General features: G+C 45.4%; 20 protein-coding genes. 13 read left to right on the forward strand and 7 right to left on the reverse strand.

Going from position 1 to position 19,091, the window contains the following annotated elements; translation table 11 throughout:
• Positions 1–34: 34 nt before the first annotated feature.
• Positions 35–259 (reverse strand): IS3 family transposase, encoded by a 225-nt coding sequence (locus A372_RS39695; protein WP_083858961.1) that lies wholly within the window; start codon positions 257–259, stop codon positions 35–37.
• 132 nt (positions 260–391) lie between these two features.
• Positions 392–1,015, reverse strand: a complete 624-nt coding sequence (locus A372_RS0128835; protein WP_019424410.1) for a flavin reductase family protein — start codon at positions 1,013–1,015, stop codon at positions 392–394.
• Between the two features lie 149 nt (positions 1,016–1,164).
• Here A372_RS0128835 and A372_RS0128840 point away from each other — a divergent pair, with 149 nt between their 5' ends.
• Positions 1,165–1,500, forward strand: a complete 336-nt coding sequence (locus A372_RS0128840; RefSeq protein WP_019424411.1) for a winged helix-turn-helix transcriptional regulator — start codon at positions 1,165–1,167, stop codon at positions 1,498–1,500.
• A gap of 346 nt (positions 1,501–1,846) precedes the next feature.
• Here A372_RS0128840 and A372_RS0128845 read toward each other — a convergent pair whose 3' ends face one another.
• A complete protein-coding gene (locus tag A372_RS0128845) occupies positions 1,847–2,863 on the reverse strand; it encodes a LacI family DNA-binding transcriptional regulator (RefSeq protein ID WP_019424412.1) in 1,017 nt (338 codons plus the stop codon).
• A gap of 64 nt (positions 2,864–2,927) precedes the next feature.
• On the reverse strand, positions 2,928–3,851 hold the full coding sequence (locus A372_RS0128850) for a LysR family transcriptional regulator (RefSeq protein WP_019424413.1): 924 nt from the start codon (positions 3,849–3,851) through the stop codon (positions 2,928–2,930).
• A gap of 137 nt (positions 3,852–3,988) precedes the next feature.
• Here A372_RS0128850 and A372_RS0128855 point away from each other — a divergent pair, with 137 nt between their 5' ends.
• From A372_RS0128855 to A372_RS38885, 10 genes are all read left to right on the forward strand, one after another.
• On the forward strand, positions 3,989–5,491 hold the full coding sequence (locus A372_RS0128855; RefSeq protein WP_019424414.1) for an SLC13 family permease: 1,503 nt from the start codon (positions 3,989–3,991) through the stop codon (positions 5,489–5,491).
• Between the two features lie 40 nt (positions 5,492–5,531).
• Positions 5,532–6,773, forward strand: coding sequence for a 2,3-bisphosphoglycerate-independent phosphoglycerate mutase (gene apgM, locus A372_RS0128860; protein WP_019424415.1), 1,242 nt, complete (start codon positions 5,532–5,534; stop codon positions 6,771–6,773).
• 278 nt (positions 6,774–7,051) lie between these two features.
• Positions 7,052–10,162, forward strand: a complete 3,111-nt coding sequence (locus A372_RS0128865; RefSeq protein WP_019424416.1) for a hybrid sensor histidine kinase/response regulator — start codon at positions 7,052–7,054, stop codon at positions 10,160–10,162.
• Positions 10,163–10,193: 31 nt separating this feature from the next.
• A complete protein-coding gene (locus A372_RS0128870) occupies positions 10,194–10,721 on the forward strand; it encodes a GNAT family N-acetyltransferase (protein ID WP_192813644.1) in 528 nt (175 codons plus the stop codon).
• 181 nt (positions 10,722–10,902) lie between these two features.
• On the forward strand, positions 10,903–11,583 hold the full coding sequence (locus A372_RS0128875; RefSeq protein WP_019424418.1) for a hypothetical protein: 681 nt from the start codon (positions 10,903–10,905) through the stop codon (positions 11,581–11,583).
• 129 nt (positions 11,584–11,712) lie between these two features.
• Positions 11,713–12,210, forward strand: coding sequence for a flavodoxin (locus A372_RS0128880; protein ID WP_019424419.1), 498 nt, complete (start codon positions 11,713–11,715; stop codon positions 12,208–12,210).
• Positions 12,211–12,507: 297 nt separating this feature from the next.
• Positions 12,508–13,062, forward strand: a complete 555-nt coding sequence (locus A372_RS0128885) for a GNAT family N-acetyltransferase (RefSeq protein WP_019424420.1) — start codon at positions 12,508–12,510, stop codon at positions 13,060–13,062.
• A 119-nt stretch (positions 13,063–13,181) separates the two neighbouring features.
• A complete protein-coding gene (locus tag A372_RS0128890; RefSeq protein ID WP_019424421.1) occupies positions 13,182–14,471 on the forward strand; it encodes an alpha-L-fucosidase in 1,290 nt (429 codons plus the stop codon).
• A 310-nt stretch (positions 14,472–14,781) separates the two neighbouring features.
• A complete protein-coding gene (locus tag A372_RS38880; RefSeq protein WP_026011347.1) occupies positions 14,782–15,051 on the forward strand; it encodes a hypothetical protein in 270 nt (89 codons plus the stop codon).
• A gap of 87 nt (positions 15,052–15,138) precedes the next feature.
• Positions 15,139–15,276, forward strand: a complete 138-nt coding sequence (locus tag A372_RS38885) for a hypothetical protein (RefSeq protein WP_019424423.1) — start codon at positions 15,139–15,141, stop codon at positions 15,274–15,276.
• A gap of 564 nt (positions 15,277–15,840) precedes the next feature.
• Here the strand turns inward: A372_RS38885 and A372_RS0128905 are convergent.
• The gene (locus A372_RS0128905) at positions 15,841–16,752 is read right to left on the reverse strand and encodes a transposase (protein ID WP_019424424.1); all 912 of its coding nucleotides are present in this window, start codon (positions 16,750–16,752) and stop codon (positions 15,841–15,843) included.
• A gap of 287 nt (positions 16,753–17,039) precedes the next feature.
• Here A372_RS0128905 and A372_RS0128910 point away from each other — a divergent pair, with 287 nt between their 5' ends.
• A complete protein-coding gene (locus A372_RS0128910) occupies positions 17,040–17,513 on the forward strand; it encodes a hypothetical protein (protein ID WP_019424425.1) in 474 nt (157 codons plus the stop codon).
• A gap of 90 nt (positions 17,514–17,603) precedes the next feature.
• On the opposite strand, the gene A372_RS38890 is transcribed toward A372_RS0128910, so the two are convergent.
• The gene (locus A372_RS38890) at positions 17,604–17,798 is read right to left on the reverse strand and encodes a hypothetical protein (protein WP_237728647.1); all 195 of its coding nucleotides are present in this window, start codon (positions 17,796–17,798) and stop codon (positions 17,604–17,606) included.
• Between the two features lie 277 nt (positions 17,799–18,075).
• Positions 18,076–18,390: an AraC family ligand binding domain-containing protein gene (locus A372_RS39700; protein WP_085981988.1), complete on the reverse strand. Its 315-nt coding sequence runs from the start codon at positions 18,388–18,390 to the stop codon at positions 18,076–18,078.
• A gap of 191 nt (positions 18,391–18,581) precedes the next feature.
• Here A372_RS39700 and A372_RS39175 point away from each other — a divergent pair, with 191 nt between their 5' ends.
• Entirely contained in the window at positions 18,582–18,707 is a 126-nt protein-coding gene (locus tag A372_RS39175) for a hypothetical protein (protein ID WP_272943485.1), read from the forward strand.
• Positions 18,708–19,091 lie beyond the last annotated feature (384 nt).

The raw sequence follows: 19,091 nt of genomic DNA on the forward strand, positions 1-19,091 counted from the left end.
CCGTCAAGTAGACAGTACAAATGAATAAAAATAACTAAGCTGCCTTAGTTCGAACTTCCATCGGACTAAGGCTGTTTATTTTAGCTTGTAATCGGTCGTAGTTATAATAGCGAATGTAATCCTCGACATCCTTTTCTAACTCTTCAAAGGTCGCGTATTTATGCAGGTAATACTTCTCGCACTTGAGTGTTCCCCAACCCCTTCCATAGGACGGCTTACGGATAAACCGCCCTATGGAAGGGTGCAACCAGGAGCTCAACTACTCCGGTCTAAGACTTTTTCTTCTGACATCTCCAATTCTTTATCATGAGAGCTCTTGACCTTCGCGCCGGAAGGCCAAGGGCTTTCGCGTCCCGGCTTCCAATGGGGCAGCAGAGCTGGAACATGCTGTTTACTGCTCCTTCTGTCCGAGCGAAAATGAAGGTGTTAATCCTGCGAAGTCTCCTGCCAAGCTTGCAAGCGGCTTCCATTGCTCAATCGCTGTTTTATAGTTTCCCGCATAGGCGGCCGAGTCTATTTGCACACGCTCCACCTTGCCAAGCACAAGATGATCATCGCCTACTGGAATAATCCGATCCAGCTTCAGCTCGAACGCAATCGGAGCTTCAAGCACTGCCGGCACATTTATGGTCGTGCAAGGGCGTGGGGTGACTCCGGCAAGCTCGAATTCGTTTTTCTCCGGCTCGACATTGGCTGACGAGCGCTGCATCGCCTCACCGAGGGACTCGGACACCATATTAATGACGTACTCGCCAACCTCACGAATATTTGTAAGCGTATCCTTCATCGTACCTTCCCGCTCATTGACTCCTTGTCCTATTGAAAGCAGTAACGTCGGCGGGTTACGGGAGGCAACGGTGAAAAAACTGAACGGCGCTAAATTAAGAACGCCAGCCTTGCTCTTAGACGATACCCACGCTATCGGCCTCGGCACAACCGAACCGATCATCAGCTTATACATATCCTGTTCACTCAAGTCGTTCGCATGAAACGCGAGCGCATCTTGCTTTGGCATTTTCATCATCCTCATTAAAATTTGCCTAACTGACAGGCGGATATTAAAATTTAGGTTAGCAAATGAACGTTACTCATAAGTATAAACTCGGACTCAATAAAAGATAGTACGCACTTTTTTGAGAGATACTTACTGGAAGGAGAGTGACTATGATGATCGAAGAGCCTAAAAGCACGACCGCAAAAGAGAAACTGACTCCATTTGACTATACGTTATCAATCATTGGAGGAAAATGGAAAATGAAAATCATGTACCAATTAGCCTTTGAAGAGGTAATGCGATACGGAGAGTTGAAAAGATGCATTCCTGGTATTACTCATAAGGTGTTGAGTTCCCAGTTAAGTGAACTGGAACGCAACGGCATTGTAAATAGAGAGGAATTTCAGCAAATCCCTCCGAAAGTAGAATACTCTTTAACCCCAAGAGGCAAGACGCTGATGCCAATATTAGAGGAAATGTGCAAATGGGGGGTGGAAAATCAGTAGTATCAAGTTCATATTTATACTCGGTCCGGTTGCACCAATAAGTCCAATCATTGATGCCTGTATAGAACGGCTTTCAGCCCTTTGGCAAGAGGGCGAGAGAAGAGCAAGAACGAATGCAGCCGGTCAGGCTGACTTACAGGCCTGCTGCGGGAGAACCGCCTTCGGCGCTCTGACGTCAAGGGCGGTTCGATTAGTCAGGATATGGTTCGAATGTAACCGTCGTTCTACATGGTCATTCGTTCGTCAATACCCATTGGCAGAACAAGAACAAAAAAGAACCGGAAGCAGTCGGCCAAAGCGCCAACTGAACCAGTTCCGGTATCCTTATTCTGAATGCTATTCCGAACTATTCTTTTTCCTTCTCCACGGTAGAGGCACGTTCTATCAGTTGATGCGTTAACGTCACATGTTCATATTTTTTCTCCTTTGACGTCATGTTATGAATGAGCAAATTCATCGCCGTGTAGCCCAGATCATATTTTGGCTGGTGAATGGTTGTCAGTGCCGGCAAGGACATCGTAGCTTCACGGGTATTGTCAAATCCGATTACTGCAAAATCCTCCGGTACCTCGTATCCCGCTTTGCTAATCGCATTGACACATCCGATAGCCATGCTGTCGTTCATGCAAAATATAGAAGTAGGCGCATGTTGTAACTCTAGTAACTCGTTCGTAAGCACTTCGCCATCATGATGGTCATAATCCCCATACTTCACCCATTCCTGCCGAAAAGGAATGTCGGATTGGTTCAACGCCCTCCGATATCCCTGCTCTCGAAGGCGTGTTGAGTTATTCAACGTGGGCCCCCCGATTAGGGCGATACGCCGATGTCCTAATTCGATTAGATGACTGACTGCGTCAAAGGCCGCCTGTTCATCATCGATGGATACACCGCAAGTATAAGAGGCGTCAGTAATTTCTAAGCACTGAACGATGCTGTGCTTTTGTCCCAATCCGCTAAGCTCTTCTTTGCTGAGAGTCGAACTAATGACGATGACACCGTCGGCAAGCCTGTGTTGCAGCATTTGGAACAATTCCCTTTCCCGATTCGCATGATTCGAAGTTGGACAGACCAATACATAATAGCCATCCTCTTTTCCGCGATTTTCGATGCCTTTGACAATATCGGCAAAAATGGATTGTTCCAGGGTCGGAGTCAATACGAGCACCTTCATCGTCTCCGATCTCCGTAAATCCCGTCCCAACAGGTTCGGCTGGTAATTGAATTTGTGTATGACGCTTAATACTTTGTTGCGAGTCTCTTCTTTGACCAGAGAACTGTCATTCAATACCCTGGATACCGTCGCTACAGATACACCCGCTAACTGCGCCACTTCCTGAATTGTCATAGATTTCTGTTGCATATATCTCATTCCTTTACTAACAAATCGTAAGTATATTAGGGCAGGTAAGGCTATAATATTATATTCATTTTCTGAAATCCGCAGGTTGATCCCAAGATCTGTGTGGAGCTGCATCCAGCAATTTGATGAACTCTCTCGCTGCGGGGGATAGATGCTTTTTTTTATGATAAATGTAACGAATGCCCCGCTCAAATTTTACATCCTCCACAGGGAGTTTAACAAGCAGCCCGCCAGCGATTTCCTGCTTGACCGCAAACTCCGAAACCGCAGAAATCCCAAGTCCATGGATAACCCCTTGTTTGATGCCTTCTAAGCTGCTGATTTCCATGATACTGGAAATTGATATCCCCGTCTGTTGAAACCTTTGATCAAGAAAATGCCTGGTTGCTGATTTATCCGGCTTCATGAGAAATGTCTCTTGTTGCAGATCATGCAGCGTGCAAACTTCTTTCTGTGCTAATGGATGGTACGGCGGCGCAATAAAAACAAGGTGATCTTGATAATATGTTGCGGTATAAAAGCGAGATTCATCGATTGCAATTTGATCCGATAAAATAAGGAATTCTATGCTATTTGACTCCAGCAGCTGCGTGAGCTGTTGGGACGAAGTAATTTTCATGCTGATGTTAATATTGGGAAATTGTTCTTTATACTGAGCAAGCAAGGGTGGAAGCAAATAAACGCCGACAAAGTTGCTTGCGCCAAAGGAAAGTGTCCCCGATGACATATCCTCCATTTGATGGAGATGCTCTTTGGCCGCTTGCAGCAAATTCACAATCTGTTCCGCATACGGCTTAAACTGCTCGCCCTGTTTTGTTAAGTATAACTTTTTACCGATGCGGTCAAACAGGCGCGTATCCAAGTCTTCTTCTAAACTTAGAATTTGCATACTGACCGCAGGTTGAGAACAGTAGAGTTGTTCCGCTGCCTCTGTAAAGCTCAAACAATTGGATAACGTGATAAAGGTTTCGAGTTTGTTGATGTTCATCGTGAGCCTCATCCTCCTACGCACCATCTATAAGGCAATGTTATGAATACTATTATACAATCAAATTGTCTTATAATTATAGTCTCCGCTATAATGAAAACGCAATCATTTCTTTATCATCTTGGGAGGATTATTTAATGACTACTAAGCCATTAAAATCAGGCGGCAATTCCACGGAACCAAACAAACCAGAGGCGGGTGGTAAGAAAGGTCGTTTTGAAGCGTTATTTAAGAAAGTCGGGATTCCGCTTGCGGTCATTGTGTTTCTCGTACTGATGTTCATGCCAACGCCCGCAGGCATGGAACCGCAGGCTCAAAAAGCGGTTGCGATCTTCGCCAGTGCACTTATACTATGGGTTAGCGGCGCATTGCCTATTTACTTAACCTCCATGATCGCCATTATTATTTTGAGCTTATCCGGCACAGCCGAAGAAAAGACGGCATTTGGGACGCTTGGATTTGATGTCATTTGGCTCATGGTCTCCGCGTTTATTCTCACTTCTGCCATGATTAAGTCTAATTTGGCGCGGAGATTCGCATTATGGATGGTAACCAAATTCGGACAGACGCCAAAGAAAACATTACTTGTCTTAATTTTCATCAACTTTGCCCTCGCGTTCTTCGTTCCATCAACGACAGCACGCGCAACGTTAATGGTTCCGATCTGTTTAATTTTGTTAGAGATTTATAAAGCAACACCGGGTAAAAGCAATTTCGGCAAATTAATGATGCTGCAAGGTGTTCAAGCCGATGCGATTGCCACTTCCGGCGTCATGACTGCGACAGCTGCGAACATCATTGCCGTTGGTTTTATTAATGAGCAAGCCGGAGGCTCGATCGGATATATGGATTGGTTAGCAGCCTCCATGCCAACCGCCATCATTACCATGTTGCTTACATTCTTCGTTGGTTTAAGGCTCTTCTCTTTTAAAGGGGAAGCGGAGTTCGAAGGCGCAATGTCAAAACTTAAAGAAGAATTAAAGAAGCTGGAGAAATTCTCACTTGATGAGAAAAAAGCAATGACAATCTTCTTATTTACTGTTTTGTTATGGGCAACGGAAGATTATCACAAGGCCTTGTTTGGCTTTGAAATTAGTGTATACATGACGGCGGTCATTGCAGGTGTGCTTTGTTTGCTTCCAAGAATCGGATTGCTTACCTGGAAGGAAGCTAACATTAAGTGGGATCTGATGATTTTTGCAGCAGGCGCTTACGCCGTCGGGAATGCGCTTGAGAAATCGAAAGGCGCGGAATGGATGATCAATAAAGTCGTCTATGGTCTGGGTCTGGAACAAATGAATCATATGCTCGTCTATGTTGTTGTTATATTCATCAGCATGTACAGTCACTTAATTTTCACGAGCAAGACCGTACGGACAACGATCCTTATTCCCGCTTTTATCGCACTTGCCAAAACGTTAGGCATGGACCCTGTTACCCTGGCGTTGGCTTCGGCCATGACTTTAACCTATACGATCACTTTGCCGCCACATTCGAAAGTAAATACGATTTATTTTTCCACTGGATATTTCAGTGTATTTGATCAAGTGAAATATGCAGTCGTTACCTGCTTTATCGGTGCTGCAGTCATTAGTCTCTCCGTATTTACGTGGTTCCAAATTCTTGGATATCGATTATAAGACACATTGCTAGACTAGCAAATGATAGAGGAGTGCGTGTATGCTATACAGAAAAGTAATTATGGCGATTGCGGATGGATCAGGAGATCGTCCGCATCCGCTGCTAGGTCATAAAACACCGTTGGAATATGCTCATACTCCAAATTTAGATCGGTTAGCCTCGGAAGGAATAACCGGTATGATGGACTTAATCGGGTCAGGAATTCCAGTTGGCACCGATATGGGACATATGATATTATTCGGGTTTCAACCGGATCATTATCCGGGACGCGGCCCCATTGAAGCGCTGGGAATCGGTATGGAAGTCCAGCCCGGAGATGTCGTTCTTCGCTGCAACTTTGCTACGATCAATGATGAGGGGATTGTCCTGGACCGTCGTGCCGGGCGAATTCGCGAGAATACGGCCGGGCTTGCCGAAGCGCTTAATGGCATGGAAATTATCGATGGCATCCGTGCTTATTTCAAGCCAGCAACGGAACATCGGGCCGTACTTGTTATACGTGGCAATGGTCTTAGCGATCAGATCAGTGATTCTGACCCGAAAGCCCCGAACGATGGGAAGGCGTATCTTCCCGTTGAAGCACGGGATGATACGGTGGAAGCGAAGCGGACCGCTATTGCAGTCAACCTGTTTCTTAAGCAAGCCCATTCGATTCTTGCATCGCATCCGATTAATCGAGAGCGTATTGCGCAAGGACATCCACCTGCGAATTTCATTCTCACCCGAGGTGCTGGACGAATGGCGCAATTGGAACCCATTGCTGCGAATATGCATTTCCGCGGCAGCTGCATCGCTGCGGAAAGCACGGTTCTTGGGGCAGCCAAATTGGCTGGATATAACGCGGTCACCGACGTAAAGCTGACCGGCAGCTTAGATACCGACGTTGAATTAAAAGCGAAACTTGCGCTCGAGCAAATTGCTGATCATGATATCGTCTACGTTCATCTCAAGGCTCCGGATTTAATGGGACACGATAATGAACCTTTCAGAAAGGCACAATCCCTTGAACAGTTTGATCGTATGGTTGGGTTAATCGCGAATCATTTGCCCGATGATGTATATTTGGCTTTGGCAGCGGATCATTCAACACCATGTGAGGTTAAGGAGCACACGGGCGAACCGGTTCCGGTAGTGATATACGGCCCCAGTATCCGAAAAGATCGGGTAACATCTTATAATGAAATAGACTGCGCTTATGGCGCATTAGGCCGCATGTCAGGTTCTGAGTTCGTGAGGACCTTGCATGGTCTGATGGGATATGTGAAGAAACAAGGAAATTAATGCTGAAAACTGGATAGGAACGGGCACAACCACTGTCAGCGCTTTAAGGCCTATGGTGGTTGTTTTTTTGCAAAAGGCGCATGAACTACCCGCCGTAAACAACCGTGCATGAAGACTGTCAGGCTGAGCTCCGCACTAGGGTTGACAATTCATCATTATTAGCCCAAAATCGATTCGTCAAGAACTGAATTTGGTTTTGAATCAGACCACAATGATAACGATGATGACGGCTCATCGACTTCGATAGGGGGATGCAGGATTATGCCGAGTTATAAGGTATGATGTCGAATCGTAAATTATTTTTCATTGCAGGACTATTGCTAGCCGCGCTTACAGGCCTGCGCTTCGTTTGGCTATCTTTTCAGCTGCCCCCGGAACACCCGCTAGCGGCTCAAGGCATGCTGGATTTGCGGGATTGGGATTTTGAGAATCAACGTTCTATCGCGTTGAATGGCGAGTGGGAATTTTATCCGGGCAGGTTTTTGGAGCAAAATGATGCCGAAGCATTTTCACTTCCATCGCAATCTTACGTTAAAGTTCCGGGAGATTGGCGCTCTTCTGTGTCAGACAAGGGCGATTCTTCCTATGGTTATGGCACGTACAGACTGCGTATTCTAACGGGGGGCCGTTTGAACCAACCTTACGGATTTTGGATTCGTAACATCCAGACTTCCTCGATGCTATTCATGAATGGACAATTGCTGGCCAAGTTCGGCTCGCCTGCGGAGCAAGCCGAGAATTATAAGCCCAAAGCCAACTCATATACCGTTTCGTACATAGCAGGGGAGCAGCGAGAAATTGAAATTATCGTACATGCAACCAACTTCGACAATCCCTTAAAAGGAGGCATTGTCCAGTCGATCCGATTCGGATCGCAAGCGGCCATCGACACCGAGTGGATGTACTCGATAGGTTTTCAACTGGTTACCTTTATTATTTTGCTGTTGCACGGCCTGTATGCGGGTATTATGTACGTTTTCAACAGGCGGCAGCAGGTATTCAGTTGTCTGTTTTTGTTACTCGTATGTTCAGCATTGTCTGTTGCTGCAGACGACAGTACTTTGCTGCTCATCTGGCTGCCGATTAACTACACGTGGGCAGTCAAAATTAAATGGTTGGCGTATCTGGGCATATCGCTGTTCATGTTGAAGCTGACAACAAGCCTGATTCCCGAACATGAAATCAATAAATCGTTTCGTTGGTTTTATGTCCCGCTCGGATTGTACACTACGTTTATTTTCTTTTCGCCGGTACAGTATGTGATCTACAGCGGATGGTTATTCCTGTTCTTTTATCTTTTTCCTGTCTTGGCAGTTCTATATGTGATAGGTAAAATGCTGTTGAAAAATTACATCGACATCGTATTTTTGTTAATGGCGGCTGTCAGCTTAACATCCAGCATCATTTGGGGAATCGTGCAGAATTTCAATTGGGTCGACATGACCTTCTATCCATGGGATATCTTTGCAGGAATCATTGGTTTTTCGGCTTTTTGGTTCAAAAGGTATTATCGCCATGCCGAGCAAAACGCCAAGCTTACCGCGCGGCTTCTGCGAGCGGACAAGCTGAAGGATGAATTTCTCGCAAATACTTCGCACGAGCTGAGAACTCCGCTTCATGGCATCATTAACATTGCGCACACTATCGCGGCTAATGAGCGGCACTCGATGAATGAAAAGAGCCGCAAAGATTTTGAACTGCTCATTACGATAAGCCGGCGAATGTCGCAAATGCTGAACGATTTGCTCGACTTGTCGCGGCTTAATGAGAAGAGGATCGTGCTCCAACCGGCTGATCTGCGCGTGCAATCGGTCGCTTCGGGGGTTGTGGACATGCTCGGATTTATGACGGAAGGCAAGCCGATTCGGTTCAGCATGGATATACCGGAATCGTTCCCCCATGTTATGGCCGATGAGAAAAGGCTTGTTCAAATTCTGTTCAACCTGCTGCATAACGCAGTTAAATATACGGAAGAGGGTACCATTTCCATTTTAGCCGAAACAAAGGGCGGCCGAGCGGTCATTCATGTATCGGATACAGGGATTGGGATGGACGAGGACACGCAAAGCCGAGTTTTTCAGCCTTATGAGCAAGGAATGCCCGGAATTGGCACCGGTGGAGGTATCGGGCTCGGACTGAGCATCTGCAAGCAACTGGTGGAATTGCATGGCGGGAAGCTGACGGTTCGCTCGACACCGGGCGAAGGCTCGAAATTCACTTTTACGCTTCCGTTGTCCAACGAGTCCCTCCGTCGCGAGGAAGCGGCATCAATGGTCCCGGAATTAGATGACTCTGACGAGGTCCTAGTCTTGCATAACGCAGCCACACCTGAACTATGGTCCGTCCTGCCGGATACGAGCCAAAGTACCGCAACAGACACAATGAAAATATTGGCTGTTGATGATGATCCCGTTAATTTGAAGGTCTTATGCAACATTTTGTCTACGGAACAGTATGATATCGGGACAGCGGTATCAGGGAGAGAAGCCGTCGGGATGCTGGATGCCGAGCAATGGGATCTGATAATTGCAGACGTCATGATGCCTCAGATGTCCGGGTATGAATTGGCTCGGATTGTGCGGGAGCGATTCTCGATTGCCGAGCTGCCGATTTTACTGCTGACGGCACGGAATCAGCCGGAAGACGTGTATTCCGGATTTTTGTCAGGCGCCAACGATTATGTCACCAAACCGGTCGACGCTTTGGAATTGAAATACCGCGTCCGGGCATTGGCCACGTTGAAGCAGTCTGTCAGTGAACGTCTGCGTATCGAAGCTGCTTATCTGCAAGCTCAAATTCAACCTCACTTTTTGTTCAACACGTTGAACTCGATTATGGCGTTAAGCACTATAGATACGGACAAAATGCAAAAGCTGGTCGAAGCTTTTAGCTCTTTTCTGCGGATCAGCTTCGACTTCTGGAACTCGGAACAGCTTGTTCCGCTCGAGCACGAGCTTGAACTCGTCCGTTCGTATCTGTACATCGAGAAGGAACGATTTGAGGATAGATTACATATTGTCTGGGAGGTAGAACCGGACATCAGGTTGCAATTGCCTCCCCTCACCATCCAGCCGCTCGTCGAAAATGCCGTCAAACACGGAATTCTAAGCCAACGCAAAGGCGGAACCGTTCGTATCCACATCACGGATGACAGCAATTGCTGGGCCTTTACGATATCGGATGACGGTGCAGGCATGGACGAGGAAAAGATGCGAAATTTGCTGGACAGCACGCAACGCAGCGATAGAGGAATCGGATTGCTAAATACGGATCGGAGATTAAAGCAACTGTATGGCAAAGGCTTGTCCATTGCAAGCAAACCCGGGGAAGGTACTTCGATCTCGTTCATTATTCCCAAGCCAGGGAAGGACCGGCTTTTTTTGCAATGAATACATCCTTAAGCATCATTAAGGCAGGTGAATGTTAAAGGTGACAACCTTGAATGAAACTGGTTCTAATCTTGTGATCAAACGAGCGAATGCCGATCACGTTGGCATTTTACAAGAGCTCTATGTTGAAGCTGCCCGCTGGAGAGTCGCAAGAGGCATTAAGCTGTGGAGTGAGCACACTTTCACAAAAGAATATATAGAGAACTTCATGCAAGAAAAAGAAGTGTTTGTAGCCTTAGCGGGTCAGACCGGAATCGGATGTTTTTCGATCCAATGGAACGACAAACCGATATGGCAAGAGCTAGATAATGAGGAATCAGGTTACTTGCACCGGTTGGTGGTAAGCAGAACATACAGCGGGATGAGGATGGGACACAAGCTATTGGAATGGGCTGAGCAATATGTAAGAAGGGAAGGAAAGCGATTTTTCAGATTGGACTGCATGACCGAAAATACAGGACTGAATCAATATTATAAGGAGGCTGGATTTGTTTTTCAAAAAACAGTCGTTGGAGAAGGCTGGAGCGCAAATTTATATGAAAAGCAGCTGATGTTGTGAGGCTGGTTCAGAAATTTCCCGAGGGATTATAGACACAGGCAGCAGTCCGCCTGTGTTTTTTGCTGTGTAAACCCGGATTGAGTTTTCGGGTTGAAAGCTATGTGTGGATTGTAATAAAATAGAACTATTAATAATAATGATAATCATTATCATATAAATCGAACAGCTAAGGAGGAAGCCCATGTTATTGCCGAGAAAACCGGTATGTAAGGAGCGGTTAAGTGACGATGAATTAGAACGGTTTGTCCGCTGCCGACGTTGTTATTTTCGCAAGTGCCGGAATTCTCACGAATCGAGCTGGATAAATGCAGCTCAAGCATCTGTTAATAAGATCGTGCATGCGTATTATGCCCGTGCCCCTGAGACAAGAACACCAGCTTCCGTCATTCACGATATAGAAAGGTATTGGACGCAAGAACGGGAGCGATTCCAATCGGAACAACATTACGTTCTAATCAAACGTTCGGTATCTTACAATTTGAGTGAATATTTGACAAGTGAATCCTCCGGCCAGTCGCTGCTGCTGTTGGGGGAGACTCTTACCGTTCAAGCTGCGGAATTGGGAGCAACCCTGTCAATGACACTGCAAATGGCTGAGTGCTCGGACGCGTCCTTCGTCGTTCGAAAATATGTTATCGCTGATGAGCCGCAAGTGTTTAAAGCTTTTATTCATCTTGCCATCGTATTCGCTCATGAAGCTTTTCACAGGTTGCCAGAAAAAATTGAAGTGTGCTCTCTGCTGAATGGCACAGCCTACACCGTCCATCCGAAAGCGGAACATTATCGTTCTTCGGTTGACTTTTTGCGCCTTATGCTTGGCGTTATGAGTGAAGGGCCGCTCAGCAGCAATTTATATCACTGAATGGGGTTAATTTTAGGATTGCGTAATTGCATTACATAAGATAAAGTTTGAATATATGATGATAATGATTATCAATATCAAATAAAATGCCATGTGATCATTGGCGGGAAAATGAAGGGTGGAATGATGATGCCAAAGATCATTTTGATTTTTGCCAGCATGAGCGGGAATACCGAAGAGATGGCCGATGCGATTGCGAAAGGGGTTCGTGAGGCAGAAGGGAACCTGACTGTGATGGACGTTATGGATGCATACGCGGCCGACCTGACAGATTACGACGGAATATTGTTGGGTGCCTATACTTGGGGGGATGGGGAACTGCCGAACGAATTCCTTGATTTTTACGATGAAATGGAAGAGCTCAATCTGTCTGGCAAGAAAGCGGCTGTGTTCGGCTCATGTGATTCAAGCTACCCGGAGGTTGGCAAAGCGGTTGATATTCTCATCGATAGGCTGCGGGAATTGGGAGGTGACATCGTTCAAGATGGCTTGAAAGTAGAGCTGACTCCCTCCGCCTCTGACAAACAATTGTGCAGAGAATTCGGACGGACTTTCGCGAACAGCGTCGTCAATGGCGCCTTGCAGACGGGCAATTTGAGCGGAGCGGTTCCTTTTGGCAATCACTGAACGCTGTGAAAAATAACCGCGTGTACGATCTGGATGGGGACTACTTCTGGCCTTACGATCCGATTGAGGTGAAAAGCCAAGTAGAAAAAGTCGCCGAGATGCTCGTGGAAGGAAGAAAAAAGTAAACTGAACCACATCATTTATTTGTCGAGGAGTCTTCTGTTCAGGAACAGAAGGCTCTTTTTGCTGTTCAAAAGAATACATAATAAACCTACTCATGAGAAGGAATAATATAGTAAAATATTTCTGATCTGAACTAACAATTACATGCGACACAAAGCATGAAGGAGGTTGAACATGAAGCTTGAGTTAGTCACTCCAAGATTAAAGCTAACATCCATTGATGAATCTAAAGCGATTCAAGTGTTGGATTATGTGCAACGAAATAAGGAATTTTTAAAGGAATGGGAAATTCTCAGAGCTCCCGATTATTATACGCTGGAAGCGCAAAAGAACCTTATTCATCAAGACATTCAACAAATGGAAAGAGGACAGTTAGTTAGAGTATGGATGTATAAATTAGATGAGCTTGAAAAAATAATTGGCTCTATTACACTGAGCAATATTGTAAAAGGAGGCTTCCTATCCTGTTATTTAGGTTATCGAATCGACGAACAAGAGAGAAACAAAGGTTATATGACCGAGGGAATCAAACATATGATTGAATTTGCGTTCAACATCTTGCAGCTGCATCGAATTGAAGCTAATATCATGCCCAGAAATACGGCGTCTATAAAAGTAGTTCAAAAGCTTGGATTCCACAATGAAGGCGCAGCAAAGAAATATTTGAAGATAAATGGAAAATGGGAAGATCATATCCACATGGTGCTCCTAAATGACGAGATAGAATAAGAGCAAGCGGAATGATGGCGAATCATCATCAATGTTCTAATGAAAACGTTTTTTCTATTGACATTATTGCTCGGACATAAGAAAGTAAAGCTAGAACATACTTAAGGAGGACACACAACATGGTTCAACAGTGGTTTGAAGAAGCGAAGTTAGGCATTTTCATTCATTACGGTATTTATGCGGTCAATGGGATAGCAGAATCTTGGTCTTTCTATAACGGAAGAATATCTCACAAAGATTACATGAAGCAATTAGATGGCTTTACAGCCAAGAACTTCGATGCAGACAAATGGGCCGATCTGATTGAAAAGTCAGGGGCACAATACGCCGTGTTAACAACAAAGCACCATGATGGCGTAGCTCTATGGGATACCCAATATTCCGACTTAAACGTCGTGAAAAAGACGCCTGCCAAAAAAGACCTGATAAAAGAGTATGCCGAAGCGATAACCAAAAAAGGGATTAAGCTGGGGATGTACTACTCTTTAATTGATTGGTCACATCCAGACTATCCGAGTGTATATGAGGGCGGCAAGGTGCCGGAGGATCTGAGCAAGGTCAATAAATTCTCCAGTCCAGTAGACGGCGTTCAAGACGAGGAGAAATGGAAACGGTTCCTTGAATTTAACAACAATCAATTAAAAGAACTGTTAACCAACTATGGAAAAGTAGATTTGCTGTGGTTTGACGGAGACTGGGAAAGAAGCGCCGAACAGTGGAATCTGCCGGAATTCAAGCACTATCTCCAATCGTTCAATCCAGAGATTATTATCAACTCACGACTTCAAGGTCATGGAGACTATAAAACTCCGGAGCAGGGGATACCGATAACACGACCAGAAGGCCCATGGGAATTCTGCACGACCATCAATAGCTCCTGGGGATATCAACCGGCAGATAACGAATATAAATCGTTGAAACAAATCATCAGAATGTTCTGTGATTGCATCACGATGGGCGGCAACATGCTGCTGGATATCGGACCTATGGAAGATGGCACGGTAGATAAGAGACAAGAAAATATTTTATTAGGGCTTGGCAAATGGATTAGTACTCATGAAGAAGCGGTATTTGGAACAACCGAGGGGATTCATACACGATACTACTTAGGCGGCAGTACGGTATCTAAAGATAAACAGTCACTTTATCTATTTGTATACGACGATCCTAAAGAGTGTGTCTGCTTGAAAGGGTTATCGAACAAAATCAAGAAAATTACAGTGCTTCACTCTGGCAAAGAGCTTACCCATGAAATTCATGGTGGCGTGCCTTGGTTCAACATTCCAGGAACAACTTGGATTCATATGACACCAGAAGATGCACATGAACATGTAACCGTTCTGAAGCTGGAACTTGAAGGCGAACTCGATATGTACGGAGGTTCCGGTGCAGTAGTAACACATAACTAAGCAAGGACAACTAAAAAGTATAAAATGAGACTTCATGGTAGATCGCTATCATGAAGTCTTTCTATGCCGGGGGTAGCGGGCAATATTATTCTGGGCAAGAATTGAGAATTGAAAGAGAGCCTTCCCGGAAAGGAATTTGTATAAAAGCAAGAGTAGAGATGTCGTTATGAACGCGATGAGATGGCATTGTTCCGCATCGTTCAATGGTCAATGCTCTTAGCTCCATTCTCCCACACAGTCAGGAGGGGATAGCGTTGAGAACAAGCTGCATACAGTTGCATATACCGACACATATATATAGCGGCAATTCATGATAGATAGCGATGTACTAGAGTTGTTCTTGGACGTCCGCCTTCTGATGGAACGAGAGAATGAAGCAATGCAGCAGTTGAAACGAGTCAGAACAGCGCTGTCCCGTTCGGTGAAAGGACAGACGTTTGCTTTCCTGCGGGTATCGGCTGATTGCATCAGTGTGGATCTGGAATATACGGGGTCTGTATTATACCGGAATTTGGGCATGGAGCCGCATCCGCTTGTCAGCCAATTGATAGGTAAAACCGAGAAAAGGAGTGTACCATAGGAAAGGCTCTCCGAGCTGGATGCTGATCATCTGTTCTTCACATTTGACAAGTGACATGACGTAGAGGATGGCGCGGAAAGAGCTCAATTGCTGGATCCTAGATGGCGTTCGCTTCCGGCTGTGTGCAACCACCGCGTGTATGAGATTGACTTCTTGACGTGGATGAACAATGGCGTCATTGCCAATGGCAAGAAGATTGACGATGTGTTGCGTGTGTTAGCTTAGCAAGGAGAAAGGGGGAACGACGAATCATGTTCAAGATAGGAGCTTTTCTTTTAATGCTTAGTTCCACTATCCCCTTAGTTCAGAAACTACATAAGGTGGTATAGGATGTACCGTCCTTACTTATTTTTTTCACTTTCGATATGTATAGCCAGAAGACTGTGCCTGAAAATAATCATTTCTAAAAAAGTTTTTCAACATACAGAGCGGCATAGCAAAAACGGCCAGACCGAAGTAAAAAGTAGAGCAAAAACGATTAAAAAGTCATAGTTGAAACAGGTCGATAAGTACCCCTCGAACGACTAGAAAGGCACAGTTGAAATAGGCTCGATAAGTACACCCCGAACGACTAGAAAGGCACAGCTGGAATAGCTCAATAAGTACAGTCAAAACGATCAAAAAGTAACAGCCAGAACGCAAAAATTCAAATTTGGACCGGAACAAACATAGTTGGGAACGGAGCAAAGCAGCTAGAACAAAGCCAAAAATGCTGGAACAGAGCAGATTAATAATGTGTGAATACGCCTTCGAAATAATAGTTCGCAAGGTGCAGCGCAATCAACTTGGTCATGCCGCTGTCGTAGCGCCTAAAACTAAGGGGGCGTCATTTCGGTCGTAAGAAGCAGCCCAGGCAGGGGAAAGCACGGCCACGCATAAGCACAATAGTTGCTCCCAAGCGGACGTATGATGGAGAGAGCTATTGAATCGAAAGCAAAATTCATCCAGGTATGCCTGAAGATATTTAGCGCCTATCCCGTGAAAGGTGTCGTTCATCCAATGCCATGCCCTTTTGAAGGATTGATATAAGGGGTTTTTGCGGCGAACCCGACAATTGTGTCGGGTGATGGATGTCTCGGCAGCAGTCTTGGCAACATGCAATTCGGCGAATTGATCACAGTCGGAACGAAGCAGCAGCTTGTCGGAGAGGCGAGTCGGATCGACAAGCTTCATCTTAAGTTCACCCGTTTGTCCGTCTAGTGTGACAGATTCGGCGACGATTAGCGGGCATTCCCGCGGGTTGAGTTGTCTTGATGGATGGCTGCCATAGAATGCCAGGAACCCATGAACCACCCCTGCCAGCGGCCGATCGGTGTCGGCGCGGCTAATTGAAGCCCGGATCTTACGCAGCATCAACCAGGCAGTTTTGTATGTCACCTGAATAATCGAGCTAAGCCGGACGGCGTTGATGCCGATATCGGAACGGGAGACAAGCCAGAATGTTGTGAGCCACTTCTGTAAAGACGTGCGGCTGCCTTCCATGACCGTGCCGACGATGAGAGATGTCTGATGGCGGCAAGCGCGGCACTCGTACAGTGGAAGCCTGCGTGTTCGGATGACGTAGGCATGGGCATGCTGACAGCGTGGGCAGACAAAGCCCTTTGGCCACTTCAGCTTATATAGAAAAGAGACGCAAGAAGATTCGGAATGAAACTGACGCTGTAACTCTTCCAATGTATCAATAGATTGCAATGCTTCCATGAAGACATCCTCCTCGCAATGTGGTTTATAGACCTAAATATGGAACAAATGTTCTTATATTCATTATATAGAACTAACGTTCTCATTTCAAGCTTGATTTCTAATACTATTAAAATTTATTCGCATGCAGGGGGGATGGTATGCTGTTCTGAATGGCGGGGAGAGTGAAGCAAAGGAGTAGGTGAAGTATAATCTCTTGCAGGAGCAAAGATATCGATAATCGCTTATTTGCTGCCGGCAATTTTCAATGTAAATGATAAAATCGAAAATAAAGGGTGGTCGCCGATATGCAACCCACATTATTCGAGATTCCTGAACAACCAAAGAAAACAATCATTTTAAGTTTGCACCCGAAGCCTTATACAGACATTTTGAATGGAACCAAGAAATATGAATATCGAAGAAAATTTTCGAAAGAAGCGGTGTCTGCTTTTATTTACGTAAGTTCGCCAGCCAAAGCCATTCAAGGATATATTGAATTCGGAATGCCTATCATCGATAAGATCGAAAACATTGCCGCCATTGCGGAAGAAGAGAAGCCCGGATCGCGCGAAGGTACATTAGCATATCTGGATGGGCTAGAGAAAGGATTTGCCATACCTATTTTGTCGATACGAGAAATTCAGCCCCTATCATTAGAGGAATTGAGAAGCGATTTTCATTTTACTGCGCCGCAGTCCTATATCAATGTGGACACGAATCCGGGTTTAAAGGAAGAGTTAATGAAGAGGCTGCAGGCCTTTTATCAAGCTCATCGTTAAGTAGGCTTTCAGCTTATCAAGAGCAGCTTCGAGCGCACAAGGGCATCTCTATGGATGCCCCTGTCGAGGATACTGTAGATAACCTGTTTACTATGGCGTTCTGCGCAGCAAATTAGGAAGCATATCAAGGACCTTCTCTCTTATTAATGCATCTCCAAAGTTCCACTCATTTGCTTCAACGATATACACATAGCCATTTTTCACAGCGGGGAGATTGTGCCAGAGCGAGTCATTCATCAAGTCCATTGCCGCTTGCCGGGACACCGCATTCTCAGGTAGCAGCATGAAGATCTGATCACCAGCATAAGCAGGTAAGCTCGCTGTCGGGATTTCCGTGAATCCATCGCCCGAGTCTAGCACCTTCTGAATCTTATCTGCTGGCTGAAAGCCAAGCGGGTGGTACAGTAAAACCGACCCGATGGGCGATCTCGCGCAGTGGCTCTTCTGAACACAGCAACCATTCTTTGGAACGGTTAATGCGCAGCTCGGTTAAGTAGTCAAGCGGCTTTTTTTTCAGTTAATTTATGGAAAATAGGAGTGTGCTGCCAAAGAGGCACGTTGGCTAATATAACCCTTCTATCAGTCGAATGAAACGTGTAAAGGGATACACCGCAAATTCATAGCGTCCCGGAAAAATGTTTTCTGGATATGTCTCATGCCGAGGATTCCCGACTCGGATGACGGCAAACGTAATTTGATAAAAACGGAGGGGAGTGTTTGCTTCATTTTTAATTTGAAGTGCTGCTCCGGGTGAGAGCATATAGTATTTGTCGGCCGACAAATGATACTGCTCGTTATTAATATGCAAGCTGCCTTTTCCGTGAGTAAATATGTAGAGAGTATGTAGCTCAGCCGTTTGTTCACTATCAAGGTCAATACGTAAAAGTAATAACTGCTGATTCCGATTTGTTCATATGTGAACTACAAGGTAAGGACGAACATGGGTGTAGAATAGAGATTGTAATTACAAACAAAGAAGGCAAATACATAAATGGGATAATGACAATTCAGAATGATCTAATTAAATGCATAGAAGTAATAGAGAAACAAGTGCAGGATGGAATGAGAATGACAATCCAAAATGTTCCTGATATTGTTAACGCTTATTTATCAGCAGATAATTTACCCAGTAAGGTAGAGTTAGGACATCAAACACCTGCAAATAAGCCTAAATCCATGACACCTGAAGAGTAGTAAAGGAAGCGGTTGGCAGCTTGCTTCTTGAACTTGCGGGCGAGGGCTCGCATTTTTACATAGGTCAGCTAGTTGAAGTTACGCACACCAGTCGGGCTATAATGCCATGTGGTTCTTTTATCACTCGAAGAGAAGTGGCAGGCAAGGAGGTAGGGGACCTTTTGCCTTATCCGTTGGATTCTGTCCAATGAAACAGAGACGTATATCGTCTTGCAGCCGGTTTCATTGGAAATGATCCAATGGTTTGGCACTCCCTCCGCACCGAACGCCGCCAAACAGCCGGATCCATTGTACAAAATATAGCCTGCATGCCGGTACTCCGCTTCATCCACACATTCTGCTGCATGTTTTCCAATGGAGCTTACGTCACCCGCAGAAATGATC

Source organism: Paenibacillus sp. OSY-SE, assembly GCF_000283315.1.
Classification (GTDB): Bacteria; Bacillota; Bacilli; order Paenibacillales; family Paenibacillaceae; genus Paenibacillus_B; species Paenibacillus_B profundus.